The organism is Massilia sp. 05N420 (assembly GCF_056397205.1).
Map to the genome: position 1 here is coordinate 1 of NZ_JBFTMX010000257.1, position 378 is coordinate 378.

A 378-nucleotide genomic window follows, 5' to 3' on the forward strand; every position below is an offset into this window, starting at 1 on the left:
ATCCCGGAGACAGCCGAAGACTTCTTCCTGCAAAACAGTGCGGGCCTGATCCTGTTCCTCGATCCGCAGGGCAACGTCACCTCGGCCGGTGGCCGCGATATCAGCGAGTATCTCGCCTGGATGCGCGAGCCCAAGGGCCGCGGCTTCATCGAGCAGGTGCATGTCTCCGACCGCATCCTCTTCCTGCAGGCGCTCGATCAGCTGCGCCAGGGCGATGATGCCGTCAGCGTCGACCTGAGGCTGGACCGCCCGGGCGTCTCGCGTGATCTTCGCCAGTTCGCCTATCTCCGGATGGACATGACCGCGCGGCGCGACGGCGAAGGCGCGCTTGCTGCCGTGGTCGCCCAGCTTCGCGACGTCTCGGTCGAGCAGCAGCTG

At 66.4% G+C, this 378-nt stretch carries 1 protein-coding gene; it reads left to right on the forward strand.

Features of this window, described 5'->3' with window-relative positions; all coding sequences use genetic code 11:
• Positions 1–378, forward strand: a 378-nt coding sequence (locus tag AC1DIX_RS28225; RefSeq protein ID WP_477328679.1) for a hypothetical protein, incomplete at both ends; no start/stop codon positions are given.